Raw genomic sequence first — 25,422 nt, forward strand, 5'->3', positions numbered from 1 at the left:
CGTTGGCGCGGCCTGCCGCCAGGGAGTCGCCATGCGGCCGGCAGGACCCCGCCGGGGTACGTAAATGAAAATCGTTTTCATTGTATCGTAAATGAGGCGCGGCGATGCCCACAGGTGGCGGGCACGCCGGGAGGCGAATAATAACCGCTCCGGATGGAGGCGTTAGTACGGTGCAGCACGGAAGCAGGCACCGCTGACTTCAGAAACTGGCAGCGAATTTCGGCCGTAGCGGAATGCAACCAGCATCATGTAAATACGTTCAATTACTACATTTGCGTTATTGGATCCCATAAGCCTGCGGCGTTAAGCTGCACGCACGCTGAACACCCCGTTCCACGCGTACTTCACAAGCCATCGGCCGTTGAGCCGGTGGCTTTTTCTTGTGCGCCCAGCATGGGCGCACTCTTGTGGGTGCAAGTCCCACCGTAAGTTGATCACAGCGAACGAAGCGAAGCGCAACTGCGAGAGGGTGACCGATCGTGGGGAGGAAGCGTGGAGCGAAGCTGCGAGCCGAGGGATACGAACCGGATAGAAGGCGGTGCCGACCAGGACGAGCGGGCAGGAAACCGCGAAGTTCTTGTGATCAAGGGGAGGCGGCGTAAATCCGGCGGTTGTGCAGCGAAGGAGTGCGTTCTTACCTGGGGACGCCCCGCCTTGCGCCTGAAAGGGCGACGGCGTCGAGCCGGAGCGGGGTCTCAGCAGACGTCATAGTAGTCGGGGGTAGCGCCGGGAAGGCTCAAGACCGCCGACGAAGGACCGAACGAGAGGGAGTGTTCGAAGCCGTGTCGATGCAACAGGCATTGCGTCAGAAGCCCGCGCGAGCGGGGCGAGCGAGGGAAACGGACGGTGAAGCCGCCCGGGAACTCGTTTGCGACGAAGCCTGCGGCCCGCGACGCGAACCGGAGAACACAGGGTCGGCGCTGCTGGCAGCGGCGCTGACGCGAGAGAACCTGAAGCAGGCGTTCAGGCGGGTCAGACGCAACAAGGGTGCCGCTGGCGTGGATGGTCTGGATATTGATCAGACCGCTCGCCATCTGGTGACGACGTGGCCGGTGATTCGCGCTTCTGGGTGGCCGCAGGTGGTGTGGTCAAGCGCAAAGTGGCAGTCAAGCCGCTGCTGACGTTCAAGCAACGCATCCGCGAACTGACCGGTCGCTCAGGCGGCCGGAGTCTACGGGCGGTCGTGGAGCGGCTGAAGCCATATGTACAGGGTTGGACGGCCTACTTCCGGCTGGCGCAAACACCCCAGGTCTGGCGAAAGCTGGACGAGTGGATGCGTCACCGGTTGCGAGCGATCCAAATCAAGCATTGGCGCCACGGCACTACGATCTACCGGGAATTGCGGGCGCTGGGGGCCGCGCATGCGACAGCCCAGCGGGTGGCGGCCAACAGCCGCCGCTGGTGGCGCAATAGCGATGGCGAGCTAAACCGCGTGCTGACTATCGCCTTCTTCGACCTACTGGGGATGCCTCGCCTTGCTTAACCTCAACCTCTCGAACCGCCCGGTGCGGACCCGCATGCCGGGTGGTAATGGTATGGACGCCCCCGTCCGAAACGGCATCGATGTGCCAAAGTGGTAAGTGCTTCGAAGCTCAACCTTCATCGAAGGAGGCGTCATCATGAACGTTACTACAGTCGGCATTGACTTGGCCAAGAACATCTTCGTGCGACCTGCAAGTCGCCTGAATTTCTGTTTCACAGGAGAACGTATGGCCTGACGAAACCGGTTGTTCCATCAACCGTTCCCTACCCAGACATGCGGAGCCGGTAACAGCTCGGTGTGAAGCTCTGGGGACAACGTAGCCGCCGGATAACCGGTACGCCCAGCCGCGAGGCGAAGCGGAATCTGCCAGCACGAAGGCGGAGAGGAGCAAGGGATGAGTGGGTACGACCAACATATGTGAACTTCTGATAAACGTCGTGATCTTTGACAAGCCAAACGTGCTGACAGGCTTGAACCAAAACGGTATGCGGTGAGGAGTGGTCTTCGAAGACTGGACCACCATGGACAACCAGCCGCCGGCGAAGAGGAAGGGTCCGCCCCGCTCGGAGATTCATGCGGAACAGGGTAAGCCCATCATGCTGCCGGTGACGGCAGGCGAACCGTAAGGAACGCTGTTGGCACGGTGGGTAAAGGAATGCGGAGAAAGCGAACGCCCGGCTGTAATGGCCGGGATACGGGCTGCAACATTGCCCGACACGAAAGTGGGCAGACTTCCGCAGGGTCATTCATGGCGAGAGAACTTTGACCAACCGTTATACGAGGGAAAGCAGATGACGGCGTACGATGCGAAAGTGTCGGGAGCTGGTGCGTCCTCGCACGCTGCACAGATGTGGGATCAGGCGAACTGGCCGCACATTGAGGCAGAGGTGAAACGGCTTCAGGTGCGTATCGCCAAGGTGGTCCGGGAAGGCCGATGGAGCAAGGTGAAAGCCTTGCAACGTCTGCTGACCCGCTCGCATAGCGGCAAGATGTTGGCCGTGAAGCGTGTGACGGAAAATCGCGGTAAGAGGACGCCGGGGGTGGATGGCAGGATATGGTCGTCCCCGGCGGCCAGATGGAACGGAATGGTGTCGCTACGTCATCGCGGCTATCGGGCGATGCCGCTGCGGCGGGTTTACATTCCCAAGAGTAACGGCAAGAAGCGTCCGTTAGGAATTCCTTGTATGCGGTGCCGGGCGATGCAGGCTTTATGGAAGCTCGCTCTGGAACCCGTCGCGGAGACTCTGGCGGATGCCAATTCCTACGGCTTTCGGTCCGGACGCTCGACCGCCGATGCCATCGAGCAGTGCTTCAACGTTCTGGCTAAGCGTGCCTCGCCAGAATGGGTTCTGGAGGGTGACATTCGAGGCTGTTTCGACAACTTCAGTCATTCCTGGTTCCTGGAGAACGTACCGATGGATAAGGGGGTTCTGCGAAAGTGGCTTCAGGCCGGATATATCGATGAGGGAACTCTGTTCGAGTCGCGGGCGGGTACACCCCAAGGGGGAGTTATCTCGCCCGTAATCGCGAATATGGCGCTGGATGGGCTTGAAGCGGCAGTCCATGCAAGTGTGGGAACATCCAAACTTGCTCGCAGCAAGGCTCAGCTCAACGTCGTCCGTTATGCCGATGACTTTGTGGTGACTGGCGTGTCGAGAGATGTGCTGGAATCCCGGGTGCTTCCCGCGGTCAGGCAGTTTATGGCCGCCCGAGGTCTGGAACTCTCGGAAGAGAAGACCAGGATCACCAACATAGCGGAGGGTTTCGATTTCCTTGGCCAAAACGTGCGCAAGTACGGCGGCAAACTGCTGATCAAGCCAGCGAAGAAAAGTATCAAATCGCTGCTCGACAAGGTCAGGGAAGTCATCAAGGGCAACGCGAGTGTCACCCAAGAGGCGTTGATCCGTAGGCTGAACCCGATCATTCGGGGTTGGACTATGTATCATCGCCACGTCGTGGCAAAAGCGACCTTCTCAACGATCGACTCGCACATCTGGCACCTGCTCTGGAAGTGGGCAAGACGTAGGCACCCCACGAAAGGAGCCCGGTGGGTCAGGAAACGTTACTTCCGGTGTGACGGACATCGGTCCTGGGATTTTGCAACGAAGGGTTCGACCGAGGATGACACCTGCGGCCTGCAACTCTTCCGCGCAGCGACGGCCGCCATCCAGCGCCACATCAAAATCCGGGGACTGGCTAATCCGTTTGATCCGGCATGGGACATCTACCTTGCCCGCCGTCGAACCGCGAAACGTTCCGCCGGGCTGTCCGGTGCCACCCAGTGGCGCTGAAGGAATGGCTTGAGCCGGATGCGGGGCGACCTGCACGTCCGGTTCTGAGGGGGCGGCGGCGCAGTAATGCGTCGCTGCTACCCGACCAGGTCCACGGTGTGAACGAGCATGGCAAGCCAGTATTGACGAAGCAACTAAGACGTCACCAGATGCCCACATTCTTTGCAAAACTTCCGCCCTGCGTGATCGGCATGGAAGCCTGCGCCAGCGCCCACTTCTGGGCACGCAAGCTGCAGGGGTTCGGACATACGGTACGGCTCATGGCACCTCAATTCGTCAAGCCCTATGTGAAGACGAACAAGAACGACGTTGCCGATGCGGAGGCTATTTGTGAGGCGGTGGCACGGCCGAACATGCGATTTGTGCCCGTCAAAAACATCGACCAACAGGCGGTTCTTGCACTACATCGTGCCCGTCAAGGGTTCGTCCGCGCTCGTACTGCGCAGGCCAACCAGATCCGCGGGCTGCTCGGGGAATTCGGTCTCGTAATCCCGCGGGGGATCACAAACATCGCCCAGCACGTGCCGGCGCTCATCGAAGATGCCAGCAACGAACTGCCGGGCTCGTTCCGCTTGTTGGTCCAGCGCTTGATCGATCATCTAAAGGAACTCGATCGACAGGTAGAAGAGCTCGAGACCCAGATCAAAGCTTGGCATCGCGCCAATGACGCCAGCCGGAGGCTGGCAGAGATTCCCGGGATCGGCCCGATCACGGCCAGTGCACTTGTTGCTTCGATCGGGGATGGCAAGTGCTTCAGCAACGCTCGGCAATTGGCTGCGTGGCTAGGCTTGGTGCCGAGGCAGCATTCGAGCGGAGGTAAGCCGCTGCTGCTCGGCATTACCAAGCGCGGTGACACGTACTTGCGCACGCTAATGGTCCACGGAGCACGAGCCGTCGTTCGTTACGCCACAAACAAAAACGACGCGTTCTCTGGCTGGCTCCGTCGGCTGTTGGTAAGACGCCACAAGAACATCGCCGTGGTGGCGGTGGCCAACAGGAATGCGCGAATCGCCTGGGCACTGCTCACACAAGACCGTACGTTCCGATCGGATTACGCATCGTCTTAGAGGAGGTCGCGTAATCCGATCGGTCTAGTAAAAGAACGTTCCCCCCAGGAGGTTGCTCGGGCACTCACGACGTGATGGCAAGATAGGTTGGACCGGGATCGGAATACTCTGCCCTGTCACAGGCCGCTTCGAGCGCGAGGTGGTGATTAGAGCCCGATCAGCAGATTCCATCAGGGACAAAGGCGCCATAGTCGCCTTCTCAACAGTCCGGATGTATGGCCGCAATCTCAATCATCGACCCCATCGCCAATGAAGGCCTGACAAAACGGGGGCGTCCATGTATGTGGCAGGGGCGCAGCCCGGATGGCTGCCCCCTATGCCGATTAGGTCTGCCCCTGGCTGCCGGCCTGGATTGCATGGCCTGCCAAAGCACGGACCATGGCGACGAAGTTATCGCGCGCAGGATGGTCCGGGGCCGCCTTCCACACGCAATAGACCTCGGAGCGCACCCCCGTGCCCGCCAGCGGCCGGAATGCCGCGCCGGCCATGCCTGAGCGCGCCAGCGCCGCCGGCACCACCGCCACCCCCATCCCCTGCGACACCAGCGATACCACCGATAGCCAGTGGCGCACCTCATGCCGGATCTGCGGATAAAAGCCTTGCGAGGCGCACATGTCGAAGATGCGGCTGTAGTAATCCGGCGACGCCTTGCGCGAGAACAGCACGAACGCCTCGCCGCGCAACACCGCCAGCGGCAGCTCGGTGCGCACGGCCAGCGCATGGTCGGCCGGCAGGCAGCAGACGAAGGGTTCGCTGTGAACCAGCGTCGCCTGCAGCGGGTCCGGCACGCGTCCGGTGTGAATAAAGGCGGCGTCAAGCTCGTCGTGCAGCAGGGCGTCGATCTGTTCCTGCGAGTTGAGCTCGGTCAGCGCCACCTGGATGCCCGGATAGGCCGCCTCGAAGTCGCGCAGGTACTGTGGCAGCCCCCGGTAAAGCATCGACCCGACAAAGCCCACCCGCAGCCGCCCGACGGCGCCGGCTTCGATCTCCCGCGCCAGTACACGCGCGGCTTCGGCCTGTGCCAGCAGTGCCGTGGCCGACTCGCGGAACGCCCGTCCGGCCGCGGTCAGCCGCACGCCGCGGCTGTCGCGGTCGAACAGCCGCGCCCCGACCGATGCCTCCAGCTGCTGGATATTGAGCGACAGCGGCGGCTGTGAAATGGCCAGCCGGCGCGCGGCCCGGCCGAAATGCAGTTCCTCGGCCAGCACGAGGAAGTAGCGCAGGTGGCGGAATTCCATGGTAGCGATACAAAAATTATATGGATCAAGCCAATTTTAGAATTAGACGCAAATCCTTGGGGTTCCAATAATGGAGGCCAAAGGGTCGGCCGCAGCGACCCGCCCCCTCAAGGAGCCCCAGCCAATGCCAACCAGCGCCGTGCGCGATACCGCACCCCAAGCTCATGCCGGAACCCCGGCCGTCGCCCATCCGGTACCCGATCGCCACGGCGGCAGCCTGTTCAGCGCCGATCCCGAGCTGCCCGCGCTGCTACCGCTGTACCTGCCGGCAGACCTGTTCAACCACCTGCTGCCGCACCTGGAGCGCATGGGCGCGCTGGCCGGCGGCGTGCTCGACGAGCTGGCCGGCGTGGCCGACCACAACGCGCCCACGCTGAGCTACCGCACCCGCGCGGGCGTCGATGCGCAGCACATCGACAAGCATCCGGCCTATGTCGAGCTGGAGCGCGTGGCCTTTGCCGAGTTCGGGCTGGCAGCGGCCTCGCATCGCGGCGGCGTGCTTGGCTGGGACAAGCCCATGCCGCCAGCGGCGAAGTATGCACTCACCTATCTGTTCGTGCAGGCCGAGTTCGGCCTGTGCTGCCCGCTGTCGATGACCGATTCGCTGACGCGCACGCTGCGCAAGTTCGGCGACCCGGCGCTGGTCGAACGCTTCCTGCCCAACCTGACCACGCAGGTGTTCGAAGACCTGCACCAGGGCGCGATGTTCATGACCGAGCAGGGCGCCGGCTCCGACGTGGCCGCCACCGCCACCCGCGCGGTGCGCGACGTGGGTGCCGAGGGTGGCTGGCGCCTGTCCGGCGACAAGTGGTTCTGCTCCAACCCCGACGCCGCGCTGGCGATGGTGCTGGCGCGCGTCGAGGATGAAGCCGGCAACGCCATGCCCGGCATCAAGGGCGTGTCGCTGTTCCTGCTGCCGCGCAAGCTGGCCGACGGCAGCGACAACCACTACCGCATCATTCGCCTCAAGGACAAGCTCGGCACGCGTTCGATGGCCAGCGGCGAGATCCGGCTCGAAGGCGCGCATGCGCACCTGGTCGGCGAGCTTGGCCGTGGCTTCGTGCAGATGGCCGACATGATCAACAACTCGCGCCTGTCCAACGGCGTGCGCGCCGCCGGCCTGATGCGCCGCGCGCTGACCGAGGGGCTGTTTATCGCGCACGAGCGCCAGGCCTTCGGCAAGCGGCTGCAGGACATGCCGCTGATGCGCCGCCAGTTGCTCAAGCTGACGCTGCCCACCGAGCAGGCGCGCACCATGGTGTTCCAGACCGCCGAGGCACTGCGCCGCGCCGACGCCGGCGAGGCCGATGCCTACCCGCTGATGCGCATCCTGACCCCGCTGGTCAAGTTCCGCGCCTGCCGCGACGCGCGCAAGGTCACCGGAGATGCCATGGAGATCCGCGGCGGCTGCGGCTATATCGAGGAGTGGAGCGATCCGCGCCTGGTGCGCGACGCCCACCTCGGCTCGATCTGGGAAGGCACCAGCAATATCGTGGCGCTGGACGTACTGCGGGCGATTCGCCGTGAAGGCGCGTTGCCGGTGCTGCAGGCGCACTTGGCACGGCTGCTGGCGGATACGCCGATGCATGCGCAGGCGCGCGCGGTGTTCGAAGGCGCCATCGCCGCCGCCGCGAAGCTCGCCGCGCAAGCCGCCGAGGCCGGTGCCGACGGCGACCTGCTGGCACGCCAGGCGGCCTCCGCGCTGTACCACGTGACCAGCGCCGTGGCGATGGCGTGGGAAGCCGGCCGCATCGGCTCGGTGCGCCGCATGCGGCTGGCGCAGCTGGTGCTGCGGCATCGCGTGTTGCCGCAAGACCCGCTCGCCGCGCAGGCGGAGCCCGAATGGCTGGCCGACACCGTGGCACCGCCCGCCGATGGCGTGGTGCGCGCCGCCGGCGCGGTCGACGAGGTCAACGTGTTCTGACAACAAATCCTCCACCGCTTGTTTGCTCCCCTCTCCCGCCTGCTGGAGAGGGGCCGGGGAGAGGGCAGGCGCCTCCAGTTGCGTGGCCCTTTGCTAAACCATCCCTCTCTCCAGATCCCCCGCACCACCATCCCGCCCCGCGGGAGACGTCCAACACCAGGAGACAACGCTATGAAACTCTGGCACCGCGTAGCGGGCCTCGCCGCCTGCGCCCTCTGCATCGCCCCCGCCTTCGCGCAGAAGGACTTCCCGACCAAGCCGATCATGATGGTCGTCACCTACCCACCCGGCGGCCCCACGGACGCCATGGCGCGCACGCTCGCCGCCGCGCTCAAGACCAGCCTGGGCCAGCCCGTGGTGGTGGAGAACCGCGCCGGCGCCGGCGGCAATATCGGCGCCGAAGTGGTCGCGCGCGCCGAGCCGGATGGCTACACGCTGATGTTCGGCACCTCCGCGCCGCTGGCGATCAACGTCAGCCTCTACCGCAAGATCAACTACGACCCGGTCAAGAGCTTCGCCCCGGTGATCCAGATCGGCCAGCTGCCCAACGTGCTCGTGGTCAACCCGTCCGTGCCGGCGAAGAACGTCACCGAACTGATCGCCTACGGCAAGGCGCATCCGGGCAAGCTGACCTACGCCTCGTCCGGCAACGGCGCCTCGTCGCACCTCGCGGGCGTGCTGTTCAACAACGTCACCGGCACCGACTTCCAGCACATCCCGTACAAGGGCACCGGCCCCGCGCTGAACGACCTGCTGGGCGGCCAGGTCAGCATGACCTTCACCGACGTGCTGACCGCGATGCCCTTTATCAAGAGCGGCAAGGTGCGTGCGCTGGGCGTTACCACCAAGGCGCGCTCGCAGGCGCTGCCGGATGTGCCGACCGTTGCGGAGCAGGGCGTGCCCGGGTTTGATGTGTCGGTGTTCTTCGGCGTGGTCGCGCCCGCGGGCACGCCGCCGGAAGTGATCGGCAAGCTCAACCGCGCCTTTGCCGATGCGCTCAAGCAGCCCGAGGTGCGCAAGACCCTGCAGGCGCAGGGCCTGGAGTTTGCACCTTCGACCACGCCGGAACAGCTCGGCGGCTTCGTCAAGGCCGAGGTCGGCAAGTGGCGCGCCGTGGTGCAGAAGTCGGGCGCGCAGCTCGACTAAGTCAAGAGGAATCCGCCATGACCCAATCCAGCCCCGGCGCGCTCGCCGGCATCCGCGTGGTCGACCTGTCGCGCATCCTGGGCGGCCCGTATTGCGGCCAGATCCTCGGCGACCACGGCGCCGACGTGCTCAAGATCGAACCGCCGCAGGGCGACGACACCCGCACCTGGGGTCCTCCGTTCAAGGACGGCGTGGCCTCGTACTACTTCGGCCTGAACCGCAACAAGCGCGTGATGCGGCTCGACCTGGCCACGGAGTCGGATCGCGAGGTGCTGCTGGCCTTGCTCGCCGACGCCGACGTGCTGGTCGAGAACTTCAAGACCGGCACCATGGAGAAGTGGGGGCTCGGCTACGACACGCTGTCGGCGCGCTTTCCGCGGCTGGTGCATTGCCGCGTCTCCGGCTTCGGGGCCGACGGCCCGCTCGGCGGCCTGCCCGGCTACGACGCCGCGATCCAGGCCATGTCCGGCATCATGAGCATCAACGGTGAAGCCGATGGAGATCCGCTGCGCGTGGGTTTGCCGGTGGTCGACATGGTGACGGGCCTCAACGCGGCGATCGGCGTGTTGCTCGCGCTGCAGGAACGCACGCGCAGCGGCCGCGGCCAGTTCGTCGAAGCGGCGCTCTATGACTCCGGCCTGTCGCTGCTGCATCCGCATGCGGCCAACTGGTTCATGAGCGGCAAGACGCCGCAGCGCACCGGCAATGCGCACCCGAACATCTATCCCTACGACACCGTTGCCACGGCCACGGACCCGATCTTCCTCGCGGTCGGCAATGACCGGCAGTTCCGCATTCTGTGCGAGCACCTGCAGCTACCCGAGCTGGCCGATGACGAGCGCTATGCCACCGCCGGCGCGCGCTCGGTGAATCGCGTGGCGCTGAAGGCGGAGCTGGAAGCGCGCATGCGTACGCTCGACGGCAAGGCACTCGCCGACACGCTGGTGGGAATGGGCGTGCCATGTGCGCCGGTATTGTCGGTTGCCGACGCGCTCCAGCATGCGCATACGATGCACCGCGAGATGGTGGTGGAGATGGAAGGTGGCTACAAGGGGCTGGGTGCACCGGTCAAGCTGAGCCGGACGCCGGCGACGTACCGTTATGCGCCGCTGAGCGAGGGGGAGGGATTCCTCGATTAACAAGGCGGCCACCAAGGCGCCCAAGGATTTGAATCACGATCTGGGTGCTCCCTCTCCCGCTTGCGGGAGAGGGGAGCAAACCGGCAGCGTGCGAAGTCTTGCAGCGCGCTACGCCATCACCCCGGAATCATCCCCGGCAGCAGGTACGCCTGCACCATCGTGATAATGCCGATGATCACCGCGAACAGCAGGCTGTGCTTCACGGTAAAGCGGAACAGCTCCGACTCCTTGCCCACCAGTCCGGTCGCAGCACAGGCCACCGCGATCGACTGCGGCGAGATCATCTTCGCGGTCACGCCGCCGGTGGTGTTGGCCGCCACCATCAGCGTATCGGACACGCCGATCTGGTGCGCTGTGGTGTTCTGCAGCGAGCAGAACAACGCATTGGACGACGTATCCGAACCGGTCAGGAACACGCCCAGCCAGCCCAGGAACGGCGAGAAGAACGGGAACGCCGCACCCGTGCCGGCGAGCAGCAGCGCCAGCGTCGACGACATCCCCGAGTAGTTGGCGACAAAGGCAAAGCCCAGCACCAGGCCGATCGACAGCACCGGGCGCGCCAGTTCCACCAGCGTCTCGCCAAACGTCGCCACTAGCTCGCGCGGCTTCATCCGCAGCAGCACCGCGGAAATCAGCGCGGTCAGCAGGATCGCAGTGCCCACGGCGGACAGCAGGTCGAGCTTCAGCACCGCGTCATAGGCCTTGGGCGTGGCGACGATCGGCGCGGCCTTGATCACCATCTGGTCCAGGCCCGGAACCTTGAACTTCAGCACAGTGCCGGCCAGCGCACCGTTGGCGGCAAACAGCGCCTTGAACGGCTGCAGGCTCCACACCGTGACGATCGCGGTCAGGATCCCGAACGGCGCCCACGCACGCAGCGTTTGCGCCATGGTGTAGGGCGAGGGCTTGCGGCTCACCGGCGCACCGCCAAAGCCACCGCCGAAGCCCGACAGCGCCATGGTGCCGCCACCGACGGCGCCGCCCGCGCGTTGCGACGCGCTGCGCGGCTGCCACACCTTCAGGAACGCCGCCAGCGACACCAGGCTGACCAGCGCCGAGGTGATGTCCGGCAGCTCAGGCCCGATATGGTTCGAGGTGAAGTACTGCGTCACGGCAAAGCTGCCGCCGCAGACCAGCGCCGCCGGCCACGTTTCGCGCACGCCCTTGGCGCCGTCCATCATGAATACCAGCCAGAACGGCACCATCAGCGACAGCAGCGGCAGCTGGCGGCCGGCCATGGCACCGATATGGAAGGGGTCCAGCCCCGTGACCTGTCCGGCCACGATGATGGGGATGCCCATCGCGCCGAAGGCAACCGGCGCGGTATTGGCGATCAGGCACAGGCCCGCGGCATACAGCGGGTTGAAGCCCAGCCCGACCAGTAGCGCCGCGGTGATCGCCACCGGCGCGCCGAAGCCCGCCGCGCCTTCCAGGAAGGCGCCGAAGGCAAAGCCGATCAGCAGCATCTGCAGCCGCTGGTCGTCGGTGATCGACAGTACCGAGGCGCGGATGATGTCGAACTGGCCGGTCTTGACCACGATCTTGTAGAGGAACACCGCGGTCACGATGATCCAGGCGATCGGCCACAGCCCATAGGCAAAGCCGAAGCCTGCCGCCGCAAACGCCTGCTGCGCGGGCATGCCGTAGGCGAAGATCGCCACGCCAAGCGCCAGCAGCAGCGTCAGCGCCGCGGCCACATGGCCTTTCATGCGCCAGAACGCCAGCGCCATGAAGAAGAACAGGATGGGGATGGCCGCCGCCAGCGCCGACAGCCACAGGCTGCCCAGCGGCGTATAGAGTTGGGTCCAGGGTTGCACTGCTCAGTCTCCTACTTCAGTGGTGTTTCAGAAAATCTTGTAGTTATGGCCAGGGCAGCGGGCGTCGGAACGCCAACTCGACTACTCCGGCTGTCCTCGTTCCTTCAGCAAATCCGCCAGGCTCCGCGCCGCCGGCTGCAGCGGCGTACGGTGCTGCGTCCACCCCATCTGCCTGGTCGGTGCCAGCGCACGCAGCCGCGTAGCCGCCCAGCGGAACAGACGGTAGGTGGTGGGATGCGAATAAGCCCCACTCCAGAAGCGCCACACCAGGTGCTCGCCGCGGCTGTACTTGGCACCCTGGCCGCGCAACGGATTGGCAACCTGCTCTTCCGGGTCGCGATTGGATTCGGTGCGCAGTCGCACCAGCAATTGCGGAATAGGGATGCGCACCGGGCACACCTCGCCGCAGGCACCGCACAGGCTCGACGCCGTCGCCAGGTCGGCGGTGGCCTCCAGCCCCAGCAGGTGCGGCGAGATGATCTTGCCGATCGGGCCCGGATAAGTCGTGCCGTAGGCGTGCCCGCCGATGCGGGTATAGACCGGGCAGTGGTTCATGCACGCGCCGCAGCGGATGCATTGCAGCGTCGCGCGCAGCTGCGCGTCGGCATAGGCCTGGGTGCGGCCATTGTCGAGCAGCACCAGGTGCACCTCGCGCGGGCCGTCGCGCTCGCCCTCGCGGCGCGGGCCGGAGATCAGGTTGAAATACGTGGTGATGGCCTGCCCGGTTGCTGAGCGCGTCAGCAGGCTGGACAGCGGCACGATGTGCTCGAGCTTCGCCACCACCTTTTCCATGCCCATGATGGCGATATGCACGTCAGGCACGGTGGTGGAGAGCCGGCCATTGCCTTCGTTTTCCACCAGCCACAGCGTGCCGGTATCCGCCGCGGCGAAGTTCACGCCAGACAGGCCGATGTCGGCTTCGACAAATGCCTGCCGCAACGCGCGCCGGCCGGTCTGGATCAGCGTGTCGACGTCCTCGGTATAGGGCGTGTCGGGGATGTGCTGCTCGAACAAGGTCGCGATATCGCCCTTGGTCTTGTGGATCGCCGGCATCACGATATGCGAAGGCTTCTCGCCCGCGAGCTGCACGATGTACTCGCCCATATCGGATTCGATGCAGTCCACGCCGCGCTCGGCCAGGTAATGGTTCAGCTCGATCTCCTCGCTGGCCATCGACTTGCCCTTGATCACGCGCTTCGCGTGCTTCGCGGCTGCGATGCCGTGGATGATCCGGTTCGCTTCGTCGGCGGTCTCGGCCCAGTGCACCTGCACGCCGGCGGCGGTGAGCCTGGCCTCGAGTTCCGTCAGCAGGTCGGGCAGGTTGGCCAGCGCGTGCTGGCGCACGGCTTCGCCAAGGTCGCGCAGGCGTTCCAGTTCGTCGGCATCGGGGAATTGCGCCAGGCGCTTGCCCTGCAGGAAATCCATCGCCCCGCGAAAGCTCTGGCGCAGCTTGGGATCGTCCAGCGCCTCGCGCGCGCGCGCCTTGAAGTCCTGCGCGGGAATGAAATGCAGCGTGCTCTGACTCATGCCCGGCCCTCCGTCGCTTCGGTGTCCATCACGATGACGACCCACAGGCGGCGCGGCCCGTGGGCGCCGTAGGCCAGCGTTTGCTGGATGTCGGAGGTCTTGGACGGGCCTGAGATCATCACCAGGTTGGTCGGCATGCCGTCGCGCCAGCGTTCGGCGCGCGAGGCCATGTGCAGGCCTTGATGCAGCGTGGAAGCCCGCACCAGTGCGATATGCAGCGGCGGCACCAGCGACACCGTGCGCGGCGAGCCCGCATCGGGCGCGACGATCAGCGTGCCGGTCGCGGCGATGCCGGAACGGGCCACGGTAAAGCCGGCGTCGACGGTGTCGAATAGCTCGGCTTTCCACTGCTCGATGGGACGGTCGTAGCCGATGGCCTCGATCTGCGCGGGTAACGCGCCTGCGAGCGCCGCGCCGGCAGGGCTGGATGGATCCAGCAGTACGCGGCGGACGCCGGCGTTGGAAAGCCCGGCAGCCAGCAGCGCCGGCCACGCATCGTCCCCGGCGCACCAGACTTCTGCGTGCGAGGCTTCGAGCGCCAGGCGCATCGCGCTCACCCGGGCATCGATGTCCGCGGGGCCCCGGCGGCGCGCCTCGAAATGGCTGTCGATGCGGCGGTCGAGTTCCGCGGTGGAGGGCGACGGGGCGGGCGCAGCGGCGCGCAGCCGGCCGAGCATGCGCTCGCGGGCGCTGAGCGGGTTCATGCTTCACCTCCGGTACGGCGCCACAGGAAGCTCGCCAGGTGTTCCACCTGCAGCGGCGCGCCGTCATGCGTGGCGGTGTGGCCGATATTGAGCAGGCAGCCGCAGTCCGCCGATACCAGTCGGTCGCAGCCGGTGGCGCAGGCGGAGGCGACCTTGTCGCGCACCATCGCGCCGGAGATATCGGGATGCTTGAGGGAGAAGGTGCCACCAAAGCCGCAGCACTCCGACTCGCGTTCATGCTCCACGCGCGTCACGCCGGGCAGCGCATCGACCAGCGCCACGCCATGGCCGCGCGTACCCATTTCTCGACGGGCGCCGCACGAGGTATGCAGCACGATGCGCTCCTGCGCCTGGCCCGCGGGCAGTGCGTCGCCGAAGTCCACCTTCAGCACGTTCAGCAGGAACTCGCCCAGTTCGTAGATACGCTCGGCCAGCGCGCGCGCCTTGGGCCCGGCCACCGGATCATCGGCGAACAGTTGCGGCCAGTGGTGGCGCATCATCCCCGCGCACGAACCGGACGGCACGATCACCGGCCACGGCTGGCTGAACAGGTCGAGCTGCGCGCGCGCCACGGCACGGGCCGCGTCGGGATTACCGCTGCTGTAGGCCGGCTGGCCGCAGCAGCTCTGCGCGCGTGGAAAGTGTACGGTGAGGCCTTCGCGCTCGAGCAGCCGCACGGCGTCGAGCCCGGCCTGGGGGACGAACAGGTCGACCAGGCAAGTGGCAAACAGGTAGCACTGCGTGGGCGCAGGGCCGGTGGGGTACTGACGATCCTTCATGTCTCGCTCCGGACGTGCTGGGGTCGCACGTTTCGGCGCATAATTCCCGCTTCCGGGCGGCAGTTCAAATTGGTTGGACCAGTCCGCGGGGAGGCACAGGAGCGAGGGCGACGGCATGACGGCAGCGGCACAGAGGCACGGCGCAACGCGCGGGCGCGTGGAGTCGGTCATGCGCCGGATGGAAACCGCGCTGCTCGACGGCACCTGGCCGCCCGGCACGCGGCTGCCGGCGGAGCGCGTGCTCGCCGAGCAATATGACGTCGCCCGCAATACCGTGCGCGAGGCCATCCAGCGCCTGGCCGCGCGCGGCCTGCTGCAGAGCCGGCGCGGCGCCGGCGTCTATGCCACCGACCAGCTGCGTGCCGGGATCGCCTCGCCCTGGGGGCAACTGGTGGCCGACCACCCTGCGCTGCGCGATGACATCCTGGAATTCCGCCGGGTGCTGGAAGGTGCCACCGCCTACTTCGCCGCGCTGCGCGCCGACGCCGCCGACGTCAAGCGCATCCGCGCGCTGATGGAGGAACTCGAACGCGCGCGCGCCGAGGACGACAAGGAAGCCGAGGCCGATGCCGACGCGCGCCTGCACGACGCCATCGCGCTGGCCTCGCACAACACCATGTTCCTGCACCTGCATACCAGCGTCATCGGCATGCTGCGCGAACACATCACCATCAACGGCACCGGCCTGCGCGAACAGGACGACAGCGCGTCGGACCTGCTGCTATTGCAGCACCGCACCCTGTGCGATGCCATCTGCGCGCGGCGGCCGGAAGAGGCGCGCACGGCGATGCAGACCCATATCGATTTCGTACGCAGCCGGGTTGAGCAGGACGGCTGAACCGGCGCTATTGGTCCAACCAGCGCAGCACTCAGGGCGCCGGGATCGAAAACGTCTCGATACCGAGCAGCGGCTGCAACGCGTACCCCCATTCCTGCTCGATATAGCCGCGCAGCTTGCCGCCGGTCAGGTAGTTCGCCAGCGCACCCAGTGATAATCCCTGATCCAGCAGCAGCATGCAGCGGCTGACCGTACCCGCCTGGACATCGACGCTGTCCATGAAACCGTACTGCGGATGCTGCAGGGTTGGAAAACGCCTGACCAGCCGCTTGATGTTGTCGATGACCGCTTGCGGCTCATATTCGATCATCAGGAACGCAGAGTAAGGCGAGACCACCGGGCCGGCGCGCCGGGCCACGTCTTCGCCGAGCGGTGAATAACCGGTTGCCACGGCCATGGGTGGGGCGCCGTACTCGGTATAGCCGCCATCGGCGGGAATGCTGGCCGGCGAGAAGCCCCAGTAGCCACCCCAGTTGGCCAGGCCATACTGGATCTGTGCCTTGGCCTGGTTCGGATGCGAGCGCGCCCAGCTGCCCGTGCCCCATTTCGCTTCGGGAATCAGCACGGGGACAGAAAAGGCTTCGAACACCGAACCACCCCCGGTCGGCACGAAGACATAGTTGGCGTACTTGCGGATGCCTTCGTAGACCGGGACGCCCTCGTAGGTGCGATAGAGCGAGCCATCGATTGCCGGCTCGGACCACTCTGGCACACGCGTGAGATGGAAATACTGGGTGCGCGGGACCTGGCCCAGCCCGATCGCGACATAGGAAATCAGCCGCGACTCGCTCATCACGCCATACGTGCCGGCGGAGAACGTGGCCGTGCCCAGATCGAAGGTGTTGCGGAACTGCTGGCTGACGGGATCGAGCATGCTGTCGAAACGCATCGCCGCAAGGATGCCGCCGGCCCGCGCAGCCAGGGGCGGGTAAGCCTGCTTCGCCAACGCCAGGGCGGCAGCGAGCCATGCATTGTCGACCGAGGACACGGTGTTGCCGTCCGGTGCCCCGTCGAGCTTTGCCGCCCAGGTCAGCATGCCGCCCGGCGCGCCGCGAAGCCGGGCCTGCTCTTGTGCCGACGCGATGGCATCAAGCAGCCGGCCGATCTTTGCCTGTGCCTGATCGGGCGCAACGAAGCCGAGATCGCGCGCGGCGGTGATGCTCCAGATGTAGGCGGCGACATTGGCGATAAACGTGTAGGAGGTGGTCTGGAGCACGCCGTTGCCGTCGATGCAGGCCTTGTCCGCCGGAAACGCGCTGCCGCGATCGAACAGCATGATCGAATCCCACATGACTTTGGCGTACTGGCGTGCCGCCGTCATCGCCGGGTCGGAGCGCGGACCCACTGGCTTGCCCGCAGGCAAGTAGGCCGGACTGCCCGGCGCAGCCGTCCCGGCCGGCCCCTGCTCGGTGCTCCCGCACGCCGCCAGCACCAGCGCGCTCGCCGCCACGCAGAGCATCGCGCGCACGGCCGGCCACGACGCCGGCTGGCCCTGCCGGCGCGCACGCACGCGGGCAGGGCGATTGGAATCCATGGACATCAACAATCCCTCAAATGTTGCCCGCGTGGCCGGATGAAATCGGATGGCTTCATGCGGGACCGGCGGTAAGCCGCGTATCGATACGTGTATGGCACGCCCTGCATCCAAGGGCGACAGGGCAACTCGTGCCAGTCAAAAATGCGCGGCCAATCCTATAGAAGAAGCGGGCAATGAAGGAGAGGGAATAACCGGAGGTGTGGTGCTTTTGCTGTCCCGTTGATTTGTCCTGTCGGCAAATGCTAGGCGGCGGGAGAGACAGCCCGGATCGCTGGCGCTGGCGCGCATGAGCGGTGGCCCGCAGTGCTTGCGGGCAGGTGTGGCGCCAACGTCAGCGTCGGAGAGCGCTAGCGCCGTGGCAGGACGGCGGGTATGCCGACATTGCCCGCCCGCCGGCATTTGCGCTCACACCAGCCCGGCACCTGCCAGCTCCCGCTTCAGGTAGGCATAGAAGATCGGCCCCGCAATCACGCCCGGGATGCCGAACAGCGTCTCCATCAGCAGCATCACCATCAGCAGCTCCCACGCCGCCGCCTGGATGCGTGCGCCGATGATGCGCGCGTTGAGGAAGTACTCCAGCTTGTGGATCACCACCAGGAACACCAGCGACGCCACCGCGATCGGCAGCGACACCGACAGCGACGCCACCACGATGGCGGTATTCGAGATCAGGTTCCCCAGCACCGGCAGCAGGCCGGCAATAAAGGTGATCACCACCAGCGTCTTCGACAGCGGCAGGTGCACGTCAAACAGCGGCAGCACCAGCAGCAGGTAGATCGCGGTCAGCACCGTATTGATCGTCGAGATCTGGATCTGCGCAAAAATAAACTGCGAGAACGCCACCTGCAGCGTACGCGCCCGCGCCACCAGCGCCGTCGCCAGCGGCCTGCGGTTGGGACGCGCCACCGCGCGGTACAACGCGACCATCGCGCCGATCACGAGCCCGATCAGGATATGCACCAGGGTGCGCAGCACCTCGGCCCCGAGCTTCTGGGCCATGGCGGCATGCGCACGCAGCGTCTCGATCAGCGTGTTGGCCAGCTCGTCCACCCCATTGGGCAACGCATCGCTCACCCAGGGCGGCAAGCGGCCGCGCGACTGGTCGATGATATCGGCCACATGGTTCAGCAGCCCGTCCAGCGTATTGCCTTCGCCGCTGACAAAGCGCACCAGCAGCCAGCCCGCCAACGACAGCCCCAGCAGGATCAGCGCCGACAATATCGCCACCGCGAGCGCGTCGTGCCGCTGGTGCAACCGCATCAGCCGCGGCGCCAGCACGTCGACCAGCGAATACAGCAGCAGGCCGGAAAGCAGGGCGGCCACCAGGTTGGCTTGGAGCACGGTCCAGAGCGCCAGGGCGGTCAGCAGGTAGGCGACGGCGCCGACGCTGTACCACGCGGCCGGGAGCAGGCGCGGGACGTTGGTCGGGTCGGGGTCTTTCATTTAGCGTCTCCGGCTGGGTGTTTAAGTTGCGTCGCTGCGTGTAGCGGTTATGGCTGGCGGGCTATGGTTGAGCCCGACGCTTATTATGAGGGCTGTCAGGCGCTCCATTGCCGGTGGGAAGCTTATCGCTGGAAGTGGCCATCATTGAAGTGCTTCGAACAGAAGCAACATCAGCGATGCCCGCTGCACGACATAGCATAGAAATGCGACCGCAGTTCGCTCGACGCCGTCTGACTTGCGCCACAGCCGGTACAGGATTTGCTGTGTTTTAAGCGTCGCTCCTGGCGCTCCGCCGCCCCCAAACGGGCCACGTGCGCAAAGAGTGACTATATTGGGAAGACCGGCACCCGCAAGGCCCGGCTCCACCAAGCCCCCTCCAGTCGCAGTCCCAGCACGGAACCCGACGCATGGCCTATACCCACACCATCGGCACGCATCGCCATGTCTTTGCCGACCTGCGCACGCTGCTGGCCAAGGCCAGCCCGGCCCGTTCCGGCGACGCGCTGGCCGGTATCGCCGCGGCGAACGAACAGGAGCGCATGGCCGCCCGGCTGGCGCTGGCCGAGGTGCCGCTGGCGCAGTTCCTCAATGAGGCGCTGGTGCCGTATGAGCAAGACGAGATCACGCGGCTGATCATGGACCGCCACGATGCCACGGCCTTTACGGCGATTGGCGCCAGCACCGTGGGCGACCTGCGCAACTGGCTGCTGCTGCACGAGACCGACAGCGCCACGCTGGCGCGCGTGGCGCCGGGCATCACCCCGGAGATGGCCGCGGCGGTCAGCAAGCTGATGCGCAACCAGGACCTGGTGGCGGTGGCGCGCAAGTGTCAGGTGGTGACGCGCTTTCGCAGTACCGTCGGCTTGCCTGGCCGATTGTCGGTGCGGCTGCAGCCCAACCACCCGACCGACGATCCCAAGGGCATCGCCGCGTCGATCATCGACGGGCTGCTGTATGGCTGCGGCGATGCCACCATCGGCGTCAATCCGGCCTCGGACAACCTGGGCGCCATCGTCTCGCTGTTGCGCATGATCGACGAACTGCGCAGCCGCTATGACATCCCCACGCAGTCCTGCGTGCTGACCCACGTCACCAACACGCTGCGCGCGATGGACCAGGGCGCGCCGGTGGACCTGGTGTTCCAGTCGGTGGCCGGCAGCGAGCGCGCCAATGCGGCCTTCGGCATCAGCCTGTCGCTGCTGGCGCAGGCGCACGATGCTGCGCAGGCGCTGGCGCGCGGCACCGTGGGCGACAACCTGATGTATTTCGAGACCGGGCAGGGCAGTGCGCTGTCGGCCAACGCGCACCATGGCGTCGACCAGCAGACCATGGAGGCGCGCGCCTACGCGGTGGCGCGCGCGTTCTCGCCGCTGCTGGTCAACACCGTGGTGGGCTTCATCGGCCCCGAGTACCTGTACGACGGCAAGCAGATCATCCGCGCCGGACTGGAGGACCACTTTTGCGGCAAGCTGATGGGCGTGCCGATGGGCTGCGACGTCTGCTACACCAACCATGCCGAGGCCGACCAGGACGACATGGATACGCTGCTGACGCTGTTCGGCGTGGCCGGCATCAACTTCATCATGGGGGTACCAGGTGCGGACGACATTATGCTGAACTACCAGAGCACCTCGTTCCACGATGCGCTGTACCTGCGCGAGGTGTTGGGGCTGCGCCCCGCGCCGGAGTTCGAGGCGTGGCTGCAGCGCATGGGCATTGCCGATGCCACCGGCCGGCTGCTCGAGCCCGCCGCGCGCCAGCCGCTGCTGCAGATGGCGCACAGTCTCTGAATATCCGCGCCATGCCGGCCAAACGCCATCCTCCTTCCCGCGACGCCATGTCCGGGCACACGCCCGCCACCACCGCCACCTCGGATACCGATCCATGGCAACGCCTGCGCCAGTTCACGCGCGCGCGCGTCGCGCTGGGCCGCACCGGCCACAGCCAGACCACCGATGCGGTGCTGGCCTTCGGCCTGGCGCATGCGCAGGCGCGCGATGCGGTGCACCTGCCGCTGGACGTGGGCGCGGTCACCGCGGCGCTTGACACCGCAGGGCTGCAGCATGTCGCCGTGCACAGCGCGGCGCCGGACCGCACGCACTACCTGCGGCGGCCGGACCTGGGCCGGCGCCTTGACGATGCCAGCCGGGACCGGCTGAAAGCGATGCAGCCCACAGAGGCCCCTGACGTAGTGTTCGTCATCGCCGACGGCCTCTCCGCGCTTGCCACGCAGACGCACGCGCTGCCGCTGCTCGACGCCACGCGCCAGCGCCTGCCGCCGTCGTGGCGCATCGGACCGGTGGTGGTGGCCGAGCAGTCGCGCGTGGCACTGGGCGACGAGATCGGCGAGTTGCTCGGCGCGCGCCAGATGGTGATGCTGATCGGCGAACGGCCGGGGCTAAGTTCGCCGGACAGCCTCGGCATCTACCTGACCTATGCGCCGCGCGTGGGCCGCACCGATGCCGAGCGCAACTGCATTTCCAATGTGCGGCCGGAAGGCCTTGCGTACGCGCAGGCGGCCGAACGGCTCGCCTTCCTGCTGCGCGGCGCGGCGGCGCTGGGGCGTTCGGGCGTGGACCTGAAGGACGACAGCGCGCCGGCGCTGCCGGACCGCTGACGAGGCAAGGGAGCAACCATGCAAGCCGACATGAACCTGCAGGTATGGCTGGATATCCAGTCGGCCAACGGCACGGCGCTGGTCGTGCCTTATGTCGCTTCCGCGCAGGAAGCGGACCTGCAGTTCGAGCTGAAGCTGCGCGCGCGCAGCGGCAATGCGGCGTCATCGCTGGCGCAGGCCGGCACGCTGCACGTGGTGCCCGGGCATCCCACGCGCGTGTCGTCGCTGACGGTCTCGCAGCCGCCCGGCGGCGAGTGTGAAGTCGGGCTGGTGCTGCGGCAGGGCATGGCCGTGCTGGGCCGGTACAAGCTGGATTGCAGCGGCCGCAAATAGCAAGTCCCCCGACACAACGTAAAACGGCCACCACGCGGGCGCCGAGCCCGCCATGGTGGCCGTGTGTCGCACGCGGAGGTCCGCGGCGACAGTGCGCCGCTATCGCTACATCATGCGGCGCGAGAACTGCCCGTGACTGGCATCCGACATCAGCTGCGAGAACTGTTCCCCGCTCATGTGGACCAGTTCCTGGTGGTCGCCGCCCTCGAAATAGACTTCGGGCTGCTTCATCAGGCTGTCGTCCACATAGGTCTGCATGCCGTAGGCCATCGCCACCGGCGGGATTGCGCCGAGGTCGCAGTCCTTGAAGATCTCGCGGATCTCGTCCTCGTGTGCCAGTACCAGGTTGCGTCCGGTCTGTTCGCAGATGGCGGCCATCTGCAGGTGGTGGCTCGAAGGGATCACGGCGGCAACATAGCCGCGGTCGTCCTCGAGCAACAGTGTCTTGGCCAGTCGGTCTCCGGGAACGTGCGCAGCCTCGGCAGTGGCCATGCTGCTGAGGGTGTAGGGATGGCGGATGATGTCGTACTGGGTATTCTTGCTGCTCAGGCAGTTTGCGAGCGTGCTAGCCAGGGCCATGGTAGCTCCTCAGATTCAGTCGGATGCGCCTACGATTATCCTTGTGCTCTTAATATAGTGCCTGTCAGCGCGCTCAACGTGGCGACACGGCAACGCCCTGGCTACCGGTGCAGCCGCGGCCACACTGCCTGCAACTCGGTCTTCAGGAAGTTGAGCAGGTAACGCGTGGCCAGCGTCTGGTATCGGTTGGGCATGGTCAGCATATAGAGCCGGCTGCCGAACACGCTGATGCGGTAGTCGGACAGCAGCGGCACCAGTGCGCCGCTTTCCAGTTCGGCGCCGATCGCATAGATCGGGAGAATGCCGATCCCCAGGCCTGCCAGCACCGATTCCTTCAGGAAGGCAAAGTTTTCCGAGGTGAGCGTCGGTTCGAGCACCACCTGCTCGCGGGTTTCTTTCGCGTCATGGCCTTCATCGCCATCCAGCCGCGTGCCCGATGCCTTGAGCTTCTGGCCCACCGGTGACGCGCAGACCATCGCATGTCCTTGCAGCCCGGTGAGGGCCTTCGGCGCGGGATGCGCGGCGAGATACCCCGGCGACGCGCACACGATCCAGTCGACTTCGCCAATCTCCGTGGCCACCACCGAATCGGGCGGGGTGGAGATAATGCGCAGCGCCACGTCCACGTCCTCGGACACCAGGTTGTGCACGCGGTTGTCGAACATGACGTCAAGCGTGATGTCGGGATAGCGCTGCTTGAACAGCACCAGCAGCGGCGACAGCAGCGTATGCCCCAGCCCTGTGGGCACCGAGAGCCGCACATGGCCCTGCAGACTCTTGCCCATATTGCTGATCAGCGCATTGGCCGCCGCCACTTCACCCAGGATATTGCGGCCGTGCTCGTACAGCCCGGCGCCGACCGGGGTCGGCTCGACATGGCGGGTGGTCCGCCGCAGCAGCTGCACGCCAAGCTCTTCTTCGAGCGCCTTCAGCCGGTAGCTGACATTGGCGCGCGTCATCTTGAGCTTGCGTGCGGCCGCGCTCAGGTTGCCCGCGTCAACGATGTCGACGAACAGGCGCAGGGCGTTGAGGTCCATGGCTTGGGTGTTTGTATACGGTGGGGGCGGGCGGCGCCGGTGCGGCTGCCGCCCCGTATATTGCCATGCCGGCGCAGGGTGTCCCGCGCGGCGTTGCACGGCATTGCGCCGCGCCTGGCTCAGTGCTCGTGGTGCAGGTACTTCGCCTGGCGCGGCAGGCGCAGGCTGACGAAGAAGGCGATTACCATCATCGCGGTCACGTACCAGTAGAACGCGGTCTCGTGGCCGAGCGTCTTCATGCCCAGCGCCACATACTCGGCCGAGCCGCCGAAGATCGCGTTGGCGATCGCGTAGGCCAGGCCCACGCCCAGCGCGCGTACCTCGGGCGGGAACATCTCGGCCTTCACGATGCCGCTGATCGAGGTGTAGAAGCTGACGATGGCCAGCGCCACGGCGATCAGCACGAAGGCGAGTTCAGGGCTGCCGACCTGGCCCAGCGCGGTCAGGATCGGCACCGTGAACAGCGCGCCCAGCGCGCCGAACATCAGCATGTTGTTGCGCCGGCCGATACGGTCGGACAGCGCGCCGAACACCGGCTGCATGCACATGTACAGGAACAGGCACCCCGTCATCACATAGCTGGCGGTCTTGATCGACATGCCGGCGGTGTTGACCAGGTACTTCTGCATGTACGTGGTGAAGGTGTAGAAGATCAGCGAACCCCCCGCGGTATAGCCCAGCACCGTGAAGAAGGCCGCCTTGTGGTTGCGGAACAGCTCGGCCACGCTGCCGGCCTCCTTGCTGCTGCGGCTGGCAGCCGACGAGGTCTCGTGCAGTGTGCGGCGCAGGAACAGCGCCACCACCGCGGTGATCGCGCCGACCACAAACGGGATGCGCCAGCCCCACGCCTTGAGTTCGGACTCGTCCAGCAGCTGCTGCAGGATCACCACCACCAGCACCGCCAGCAACTGGCCACCGATCAGCGTCACATACTGGAACGACGAGAAGAAGCCGCACCGGCCGCGCAGCGCCACCTCGCTCATATAGGTGGCGGTGGTGCCGTATTCACCCCCGACCGAGAGGCCCTGGATCAGGCGCGCGAGCAGCAGTAGCGCCGGCGCCCAGTTGCCGATGCTGTCATAGGTGGGCAGGCACGCGATCAGCAGCGAACCCGCGCACATCATGACCACCGAGATCAGCATCGAGTTTTTGCGCCCGTGGCGGTCGGCGATGGTGCCGAACAGCCAGCCGCCGATGGGCCGCATCAGGAAGCCGGCGGCAAACACGCCCGCGGTGTTCAGCAGTTGCGCGGTGGGATCGGACTTGGGGAAGAACGACGGCGCGAAATAGATCGCGCAGAAGGCATAGACGTAGAAGTCGAACCATTCGACCAGGTTGCCCGAGGAGGCGGCGACGATGGCGTAGATGCGCTTGCGCACTTCATCGCGGCTCGGGCCGGCCGTCTGGGCGGGGTTAGCGGTGAGATCGGTCATGTTGTTGTCTTGCAGTCAGGGCGGTGCGGGGCAACCGCGGGTCAGGTCCCGCTTCGCAGTGCTGGCGGCGCACGCCGGAAGGATAGCCATTGGACAGGCCGCCGCATGGCCACCTGAGCGGTGGGGCGGCAAGGGGAACACGGGGAAGGCCGGGCGGGAGCCCGTCGGTCTGGGGCGTGAACTGGCGCGCACTGCGGCGCATTTGCCGGCAAAGCGTAGCCTGATCGGAGAGGCCTGCCCACCCCTTGGATGTGCTGCGATGCAGCAAGGCCGGACCCGTGCCACGGTGGCATCAGGGCTGGCGGGCGATTGTCCATCTGGCTGGAAACTGTATCCGGCCTGCGGCCCGCGCGCCGGGCCGAGCCGAGGCCGCAACGGGGGATGCAACGAGTGATGCAACTGGTTATTGCACGCACTGTGGCTTGCACTGTGCGCGGGTCTGGGCAATGATGCGATCCGTACCCTCAACTGGCCTACCGCGCCCCCCGTT

General features: G+C 66.0%; 19 protein-coding genes and 1 pseudogene. 10 read left to right on the forward strand and 10 right to left on the reverse strand.

Going from position 1 to position 25,422, the window contains the following annotated elements; genetic code table 11:
* Positions 1–782 precede the first annotated feature (782 nt).
* From K307_RS46275 to K307_RS19450, 3 genes and pseudogenes are all read left to right on the forward strand, one after another.
* Positions 783–1,483: pseudogene (locus K307_RS46275) on the forward strand (group II intron maturase-specific domain-containing protein).
* 791 nt (positions 1,484–2,274) lie between these two features.
* The gene (gene ltrA, locus K307_RS19445) at positions 2,275–3,774 is read left to right on the forward strand and encodes a group II intron reverse transcriptase/maturase (protein ID WP_042876565.1); all 1,500 of its coding nucleotides are present in this window, start codon (positions 2,275–2,277) and stop codon (positions 3,772–3,774) included.
* A gap of 44 nt (positions 3,775–3,818) precedes the next feature.
* Positions 3,819–4,841 (forward strand): IS110 family transposase, encoded by a 1,023-nt coding sequence (locus tag K307_RS19450; RefSeq protein WP_051975070.1) that lies wholly within the window; start codon positions 3,819–3,821, stop codon positions 4,839–4,841.
* Positions 4,842–5,164: 323 nt separating this feature from the next.
* Here K307_RS19450 and K307_RS19455 read toward each other — a convergent pair whose 3' ends face one another.
* The gene (locus K307_RS19455; RefSeq protein WP_051974971.1) at positions 5,165–6,079 is read right to left on the reverse strand and encodes a LysR substrate-binding domain-containing protein; all 915 of its coding nucleotides are present in this window, start codon (positions 6,077–6,079) and stop codon (positions 5,165–5,167) included.
* 124 nt (positions 6,080–6,203) lie between these two features.
* On the opposite strand from K307_RS19455, the gene K307_RS19460 reads away from it, so the two are divergent.
* The 3 genes from K307_RS19460 to K307_RS19470 all read left to right on the forward strand — a co-directional run bounded on the left by K307_RS19460 (position 6,204) and on the right by K307_RS19470 (position 10,288).
* Positions 6,204–8,003, forward strand: a complete 1,800-nt coding sequence (locus K307_RS19460; RefSeq protein ID WP_042880542.1) for an acyl-CoA dehydrogenase family protein — start codon at positions 6,204–6,206, stop codon at positions 8,001–8,003.
* A 171-nt stretch (positions 8,004–8,174) separates the two neighbouring features.
* The gene (locus K307_RS19465; RefSeq protein WP_042880543.1) at positions 8,175–9,149 is read left to right on the forward strand and encodes a Bug family tripartite tricarboxylate transporter substrate binding protein; all 975 of its coding nucleotides are present in this window, start codon (positions 8,175–8,177) and stop codon (positions 9,147–9,149) included.
* A 17-nt stretch (positions 9,150–9,166) separates the two neighbouring features.
* Positions 9,167–10,288, forward strand: coding sequence for a CaiB/BaiF CoA transferase family protein (locus K307_RS19470; RefSeq protein ID WP_042880544.1), 1,122 nt, complete (start codon positions 9,167–9,169; stop codon positions 10,286–10,288).
* A 116-nt stretch (positions 10,289–10,404) separates the two neighbouring features.
* Here the strand turns inward: K307_RS19470 and K307_RS19475 are convergent, their stop codons facing one another.
* The 4 genes from K307_RS19475 to K307_RS19490 all read right to left on the reverse strand — a co-directional run bounded on the left by K307_RS19475 (position 10,405) and on the right by K307_RS19490 (position 15,115).
* A complete protein-coding gene (locus K307_RS19475; protein ID WP_042880546.1) occupies positions 10,405–12,105 on the reverse strand; it encodes a lactate permease LctP family transporter in 1,701 nt (566 codons plus the stop codon).
* Between the two features lie 81 nt (positions 12,106–12,186).
* Positions 12,187–13,632, reverse strand: a complete 1,446-nt coding sequence (locus K307_RS19480; RefSeq protein WP_042880548.1) for a LutB/LldF family L-lactate oxidation iron-sulfur protein — start codon at positions 13,630–13,632, stop codon at positions 12,187–12,189.
* Positions 13,629–14,336, reverse strand: coding sequence for a LutC/YkgG family protein (locus K307_RS19485; RefSeq protein WP_042880550.1), 708 nt, complete (start codon positions 14,334–14,336; stop codon positions 13,629–13,631). Before K307_RS19485 ends, K307_RS19480 begins: the two co-directional genes overlap by 4 nt.
* Positions 14,333–15,115: a (Fe-S)-binding protein gene (locus K307_RS19490; protein ID WP_042880551.1), complete on the reverse strand. Its 783-nt coding sequence runs from the start codon at positions 15,113–15,115 to the stop codon at positions 14,333–14,335. The genes K307_RS19485 and K307_RS19490 overlap by 4 nt, the downstream gene beginning before the upstream one ends.
* A 115-nt stretch (positions 15,116–15,230) precedes the next feature.
* Between K307_RS19490 and K307_RS19495 the strand changes: the two genes are divergently transcribed.
* Positions 15,231–15,953 carry an FCD domain-containing protein gene (locus tag K307_RS19495; protein WP_042880553.1) on the forward strand — a complete coding sequence of 241 codons (723 nt, stop codon included), beginning with the start codon at positions 15,231–15,233 and terminating at the stop codon, positions 15,951–15,953.
* A 31-nt stretch (positions 15,954–15,984) separates the two neighbouring features.
* Here the strand turns inward: K307_RS19495 and K307_RS19500 are convergent, their stop codons facing one another.
* Complete coding sequence (locus K307_RS19500; protein ID WP_196251563.1) at positions 15,985–17,487, reverse strand: glucoamylase family protein; 1,503 nt, start codon at positions 17,485–17,487, stop codon at positions 15,985–15,987.
* Positions 17,488–17,895: 408 nt separating this feature from the next.
* Positions 17,896–18,933 carry an AI-2E family transporter gene (locus tag K307_RS19505; RefSeq protein ID WP_042880555.1) on the reverse strand — a complete coding sequence of 346 codons (1,038 nt, stop codon included), beginning with the start codon at positions 18,931–18,933 and terminating at the stop codon, positions 17,896–17,898.
* A gap of 407 nt (positions 18,934–19,340) precedes the next feature.
* Between K307_RS19505 and K307_RS19510 the strand changes: the two genes are divergently transcribed.
* Genes K307_RS19510 through csgH form a run of 3 tightly spaced genes read left to right on the forward strand, consistent with a single transcriptional unit; the run spans position 19,341 to position 21,883 of the window.
* Positions 19,341–20,723, forward strand: coding sequence for an ethanolamine ammonia-lyase subunit EutB (locus K307_RS19510; protein ID WP_042880558.1), 1,383 nt, complete (start codon positions 19,341–19,343; stop codon positions 20,721–20,723).
* Positions 20,724–20,734: 11 nt separating this feature from the next.
* A complete protein-coding gene (gene eutC / locus K307_RS19515) occupies positions 20,735–21,550 on the forward strand; it encodes an ethanolamine ammonia-lyase subunit EutC (RefSeq protein ID WP_419187128.1) in 816 nt (271 codons plus the stop codon).
* Between the two features lie 18 nt (positions 21,551–21,568).
* Positions 21,569–21,883 (forward strand): curli-like amyloid fiber formation chaperone CsgH, encoded by a 315-nt coding sequence (gene csgH, locus K307_RS19520; RefSeq protein WP_042880560.1) that lies wholly within the window; start codon positions 21,569–21,571, stop codon positions 21,881–21,883.
* Between the two features lie 105 nt (positions 21,884–21,988).
* Here the strand turns inward: csgH and K307_RS19525 are convergent, their stop codons facing one another.
* From K307_RS19525 to K307_RS19535, 3 genes are all read right to left on the reverse strand, one after another.
* Positions 21,989–22,462 carry an aminoacyl-tRNA deacylase gene (locus tag K307_RS19525; RefSeq protein WP_022537324.1) on the reverse strand — a complete coding sequence of 158 codons (474 nt, stop codon included), beginning with the start codon at positions 22,460–22,462 and terminating at the stop codon, positions 21,989–21,991.
* A gap of 101 nt (positions 22,463–22,563) precedes the next feature.
* Positions 22,564–23,499: a LysR family transcriptional regulator gene (locus K307_RS19530; protein WP_042880562.1), complete on the reverse strand. Its 936-nt coding sequence runs from the start codon at positions 23,497–23,499 to the stop codon at positions 22,564–22,566.
* A gap of 119 nt (positions 23,500–23,618) precedes the next feature.
* Positions 23,619–24,932, reverse strand: coding sequence for an MFS family transporter (locus K307_RS19535; RefSeq protein WP_042880564.1), 1,314 nt, complete (start codon positions 24,930–24,932; stop codon positions 23,619–23,621).
* Positions 24,933–25,422 lie beyond the last annotated feature (490 nt).

The sequence above is a fragment of the Cupriavidus necator A5-1 genome, from assembly GCF_000744095.1.
Classification (GTDB): Bacteria; Pseudomonadota; Gammaproteobacteria; order Burkholderiales; family Burkholderiaceae; genus Cupriavidus; species Cupriavidus necator_A.

Excerpts from the sequence above, each read along its gene's own strand:
- ltrA (WP_042876565.1), top strand. The coding sequence starts at position 2,275 with ATGACGGCGTACGATGCGAAAGTGTCGGGAGCTGGTGCGTCCTCGCAC.
- K307_RS19455 (WP_051974971.1), bottom strand. The coding sequence starts at position 6,079 with ATGGAATTCCGCCACCTGCGCTACTTCCTCGTGCTGGCCGAGGAACTG.
- K307_RS19460 (WP_042880542.1), top strand. The coding sequence starts at position 6,204 with ATGCCAACCAGCGCCGTGCGCGATACCGCACCCCAAGCTCATGCCGGA.
- K307_RS19465 (WP_042880543.1), top strand. The coding sequence starts at position 8,175 with ATGAAACTCTGGCACCGCGTAGCGGGCCTCGCCGCCTGCGCCCTCTGC.
- K307_RS19470 (WP_042880544.1), top strand. The coding sequence starts at position 9,167 with ATGACCCAATCCAGCCCCGGCGCGCTCGCCGGCATCCGCGTGGTCGAC.
- K307_RS19480 (WP_042880548.1), bottom strand. The coding sequence starts at position 13,632 with ATGAGTCAGAGCACGCTGCATTTCATTCCCGCGCAGGACTTCAAGGCG.
- K307_RS19485 (WP_042880550.1), bottom strand. The coding sequence starts at position 14,336 with ATGAACCCGCTCAGCGCCCGCGAGCGCATGCTCGGCCGGCTGCGCGCC.
- K307_RS19490 (WP_042880551.1), bottom strand. The coding sequence starts at position 15,115 with ATGAAGGATCGTCAGTACCCCACCGGCCCTGCGCCCACGCAGTGCTAC.
- K307_RS19495 (WP_042880553.1), top strand. The coding sequence starts at position 15,231 with ATGACGGCAGCGGCACAGAGGCACGGCGCAACGCGCGGGCGCGTGGAG.
- K307_RS19500 (WP_196251563.1), bottom strand. The coding sequence starts at position 17,487 with ATGGATTCCAATCGCCCTGCCCGCGTGCGTGCGCGCCGGCAGGGCCAG.
- K307_RS19505 (WP_042880555.1), bottom strand. The coding sequence starts at position 18,933 with ATGAAAGACCCCGACCCGACCAACGTCCCGCGCCTGCTCCCGGCCGCG.
- K307_RS19510 (WP_042880558.1), top strand. The coding sequence starts at position 19,341 with ATGGCCTATACCCACACCATCGGCACGCATCGCCATGTCTTTGCCGAC.
- eutC (WP_419187128.1), top strand. The coding sequence starts at position 20,735 with ATGCCGGCCAAACGCCATCCTCCTTCCCGCGACGCCATGTCCGGGCAC.
- csgH (WP_042880560.1), top strand. The coding sequence starts at position 21,569 with ATGCAAGCCGACATGAACCTGCAGGTATGGCTGGATATCCAGTCGGCC.
- K307_RS19525 (WP_022537324.1), bottom strand. The coding sequence starts at position 22,462 with ATGGCCCTGGCTAGCACGCTCGCAAACTGCCTGAGCAGCAAGAATACC.
- K307_RS19530 (WP_042880562.1), bottom strand. The coding sequence starts at position 23,499 with ATGGACCTCAACGCCCTGCGCCTGTTCGTCGACATCGTTGACGCGGGC.
- K307_RS19535 (WP_042880564.1), bottom strand. The coding sequence starts at position 24,932 with ATGACCGATCTCACCGCTAACCCCGCCCAGACGGCCGGCCCGAGCCGC.